The 4848-nt window shown below is 38.2% G+C and carries 2 protein-coding genes; both read right to left on the bottom strand.

Annotated elements, in window-relative coordinates; all coding sequences use genetic code 11:
* Positions 1-84: 84 nt before the first annotated feature.
* Positions 85-4521 (bottom strand): PKD domain-containing protein, encoded by a 4437-nt coding sequence (locus tag AB1414_15655; GenBank protein ID MEW6608855.1) that lies wholly within the window; start codon positions 4519-4521, stop codon positions 85-87.
* Entirely contained in the window at positions 4508-4702 is a 195-nt protein-coding gene (locus AB1414_15650) for a hypothetical protein (protein ID MEW6608854.1), read from the bottom strand. Before AB1414_15650 ends, AB1414_15655 begins: the two co-directional genes overlap by 14 nt.
* Positions 4703-4848 lie beyond the last annotated feature (146 nt).

Below are 4848 nucleotides of genomic sequence, written 5' to 3'. Positions count from 1 at the left end.
AAAAATAATAAAATTTTTTTAAAAAATATTCGTATGCACGCTTTTAAGGTCTAAAACTTGCCTATCCCCTTGATTATTAAAAGGTTAGCACCATTTTATGGTCCATCTTTGAGGGGAAGTTCCGTTAAAAGGAACAGGATAGACGATGAATTTAGAGAGGTCTTGAGCCTCAAGATAAACAATTAAGGTGTAAATCCCAAGTTGGGAAATAGGGGCGGTGACTTTATTTTCAAATGTATTCACCACGCCATCCTCAATTTTCACCCATCTATTATTTTTTAATTCATAAATCGCTAAATTTAACTCTTTACCGCCAACCATAAATACATCCCCTTCACTATAGGTAATCGTAATGAAGGCTGATGTTGTGCCAAATCCCTCAGTTAAAATCTCTCTTTGTTCATTTCGTCCCTCGATTTTATAAACTGTATCTGGAATCCTTTTTACCAGAGTATCTTTGTCGGTATAGTAATTAGCCGTAGTAACCTCTGGGTCGGGTGGGTCTTTGATAAAAACCGGGTAATAGTCTTCTGGTAGAAAATATCGCGCCACATGTATCGCTATATTTCCTTCTTGTATCTTTTCATCTTTACTATCGTCTATTAAAACAAAAAATGGATTACTCTTTATGGTTCTGACTCCATCTGTGGCTGTTATTTCTACATCGGGCGTTGCTTTATTTATACTCACCGTGCCTGTCCATATTCCTGCGGTAAAATTACGGGTGATATTGATGGAATTGGTCGTGTCAGTTAAATTAAAAGCACCATTATAATCTGCGATATTCTCATAAATATCATAAGCGGTTACGGTTGCGGGAAAAGATGTCCGCCAGATTTGAGTTGAGATGGGGGCAATCTTAAAATGGTTCACAATTGCGGGCAAAACCGTAAATGGTGGCGAAATACCAGTTTTGCCTTGTGAAAATATATTAATGGTTACATTATCCATTGCCGTAGTAATAACAACCTCTTGTGAGCAAGTGCCTGATTTAAAATTAGAGGTAGTTTTGGGTAAAATAGTTGTGGTTGTATCCTCCAATTCGCCAGAATTATTAAAACTTTCCACGATATTGCCATATTTATCGTAGGCAGTTATCTGAATCTCGAATTTTTGACCTGCAATTTGAACTTCAATCGGTTTAAACCCAAAATGGTTTAAGACATCCGAAATTAATGTAATTGTAGCAATTCCCGTTATCTCCTCGACTTTATATGTTAATATCTCAAGACCGGTTTTTGTTCCAGCAACAAAGGTCGTATAGGTTGCCTCAAGATGAGTTAGAGTTCCAAGTCCATTTTTCATTTGCCATTGACCATTTATCATCCTTTCATTCGCATATTTATCAAATCCTTTGACTTTAAAAGGTTGTGAATTTGTAACCGTAGTAATCGTTGCCTCTGGCAGGATAGTAATATAAGATAAGGAGCCGGGGAGAATAGTAATCCCCGCGGTAGCAAAGATATTGCCGACAAAAGCCTTTATTATTCCTTTCCTAACTAATATCCCGGCGGTAAAGATGGTTTGTGAGCCAACATCTGGATTAAAATATCCGATATTTTCAGTTACCTCCCAGTTACATTCAAAATTCACTAACTCATTATCCTGGATATCATATCCTTTAGCAATTAGTGGTGCGGCGGCATCTACAATTAATTCTAATGTGTTTGGTGAGATAGTGATGTAAGATAAATCAGCGGGGAAGATAGAAAATACATTGCTCATCCCTGTTTTAGTGCCAGACCAGACCGTGATTGCCGTAGTTCCTACCTGATTAATTGAAACTGTGCCTGTCCAGATGCCAGAGGTAAATTTTGTGGTAGTTTGTGGAGCAATCGTATGAGATGTATCTTGAAGATAGGCAGTATTATTATAATCCGCAATGTTATCATAGGCATCATAAGCGGTGATGGTAATTGGAAAACCTTCCCCAGCAATTTGTGTGGTGATTGTTGCAAAGATAAAGAACTCAAAGTTATTGGGTTTAACTAAGAAGGTATTGCTTGTGCCAGATTTATCATTATACATAGCGGTAATATTTGTTGTGCCCGCTTTTTTAATAACTACCATCCCTGACCATTGTCCATCTTTAAAATTACCACCTTGATAAGGCTGGACACTTAGATTAACACTATTAGAAAATGTTGTTGCTGTATTTCCACAATTGTCATAAGCCGTAATTTTGATTAAGAAATCAATTCCAGCAATCTGTGTCCCAATTTCATCAAACAAAAAGTATGAGACTTCACCTGGTTGAACAAGGAATGGGGGACTCACCCCTTTTTTACCTTTGCAATCAGCGATGAATAGTGCCGTTCCTGCCTTAAAAACACTCACCGTGCCAATGTATTTACCATCTTTAAAATCAGTAATGGTCTTTGGAGTAATTTCACCATTAAGGTTAGTTAAGGTTACGGTATCTTTAAAATCAAGGACAGGATTATTCCAGAAATCTACTGCGGTAAGGGTGATAGTAAAAGGTGTTCCTGCGGTTTGAGTGCCAATATGGTCAAAATTAAAATGATGATGCAATCCAGAGGTTACCGTGACCATAATAGAGTCAGATGGATTTTTTCCCCCAACGACTTTTGCGGTGATGGTGCCTGTAGCGACTTTGGTGGGTGCATAGTAAGTTGCCGTGGCTATGCCATTGATAGTCAGAGAAGATAAAGTTATAGAACCAATGGTTGTGGACCAATTGACGATAGTTCCATCATCAGCGAGGTTACCAAATTCATCCTTAACCAGTGCGGTAATGGCCATAGTTTTTGTCACCGGGATGGTGACTGAGCCTGGTGAGATAGTTATGGTTGCGGGCGCAACTAATGCCCGAATTTGAATTATATCTTCACCAGTTAAAGGTGTAGAATTATCATCAGTCACTTTTAAGAGTATGGAATATACGCCTGGTTGGAGGAATGTATGAGTAGTAATCGAGCCTGGTGCATTAAAGCCATCTCCAAAATCCCATTCAAATTTGACAATGTGTCGTTTTGGGTCAAGGTGGTAGGAGTTAGTGCCAATAAACTGGATTGATTTTCCTACCTGGATTATTTGTGGGTTAATCCGGGCTATGGCTATAGGTGGGGCACTGAATAAAGATTTCATTAAAATAAGTATTCCCCAGGCAGTAGAAAGTGAAGGGGTTAGATATATTGTCCAGCCACTTTTATCCTCCCAATGGCCATCAGGAAACTGATTTTTTAAAAGGTAATCTACATACTCATTATACCACTCAATATCACCCAGCATATCTGGCGAGGGTAATTTTATAAGTCTTAACCCTTTCATAATGGCATACATACCATAAAAATTACCAAAATTGGCACCGCCATTTTTCCAATTGTTATACAAGTAATTAATTGCCTTGTTGGGTTTTTCTTGAGTAGCGGTATATCCGAGATAGGCAAAATCAGCTATTCCCGCACCAGTCCTCACACAAGAAGGGTCAGATGGAGATGTATATCCAAAGCCCCCATTATTGGTATTTTGACTATACTCTAACCAGCATTTTAACTCATCTTTAAGAAATTGAGGTGCAGATATATTCCAGGGGTCAGTTGCTGAGGCGGTTAATCCTATTACTGGCCATTGAGTTGCAGAATTATCACTCCACCCATTCTGATTATTATAAGGAGAATATTGCCAACCACCCCTTCCATGGGTATGAGTGCCTTCATCACTTTGTGACCAGGCACAATAATCAACCATATCTTGAAGAATCTCTCGATATGTTCGATTTATAACCGGCCCGGTCCTGGCTACTCGCTCTGGTTGACGACTGCCGACTATCGCCATCATCATTGGCCCTATTTCATATATAGGTTGACCTTGATATATTCCTATTCCTATACCATTGTCATTTGTATCCGGGTCCCCAGCGGTTTGTGTGCCAATTGTAACTACTTCACATCGGGTAAAAAGATAATTAAATCCTCTTTCTATTGTTTCTACATACGGGTCTTCATCTCTATCCCCACCTGGTAACCGTCCTTGATTTTCAAATGCTTCAATTACCGCCGCAGTAGGTGAAACATAAAAACCAGACGCCTTCCAATATCCGCATTCTGTCCCACTTTGTATTGTTCGTGTTTGGGTGCTATGTAGAAACCAGAGGGCATTATCAATAGCAATATCTATCGCCACAGTGGTAGTCGCTTCTCTTATCCTGACTCGATAACTATCTGTGCCTGTATTATTCATTCCATCAGTTACTTTTAGAGTGGCGATGAATAGAGTATTTTCACTTCCTTTATAGGTATGTGTAGCAGATATGCTGTAAGGGTTAGTCATTATCTTAGGTATAGTCGAGCCACCATCCCCAAAATCCCACTGGTATTTTAAAGTTCCAGTGCCACCTTTAACTGTGCCTTTGAGGATAATCTCTTTTCCACTCCAGGTTTGATGTGCGTTATATGAGTTATACCAGGGAACACAGATTACCTTTAGAGGTTCCTTTGCCGATACATAAGCAGGGAGAAATAAAATTAGAAGGATTAAAGACTTTTTAAAATCCATCATTTATATTTATACCATACAAACTAAAATTTGGCAAGAAAAAATAGTAACCGTTCAGGCTATATATCAAAAGTGTAAGAAAGGGGATAAGGAGATAAGAGTGATATGGAGATAAGATAATAGAAATAGATTGAAATTTATAGAAATAGGTAGAAATTGATTGTGGAAAACAACAAATTTCCATAAATTTCTATTACTTGATGTTCAAGTTTTTTTAAGATTAAGTGGTTTATCCTTTTTTAACCGCAAAGAACTCAAAGAAATTAACCGCAAAGAACGCAAAGATTATAGTGCTCTGTTAAGATTGAATTTGCATGTTACTTAGGTAAT

The sequence above is a fragment of the bacterium genome (genome assembly GCA_040755795.1).
Lineage (GTDB): Bacteria > UBA9089 > CG2-30-40-21 > CG2-30-40-21 > SBAY01 > JBFLXS01.
This window is presented reverse-complemented; position numbering and strand designations above follow the sequence as displayed.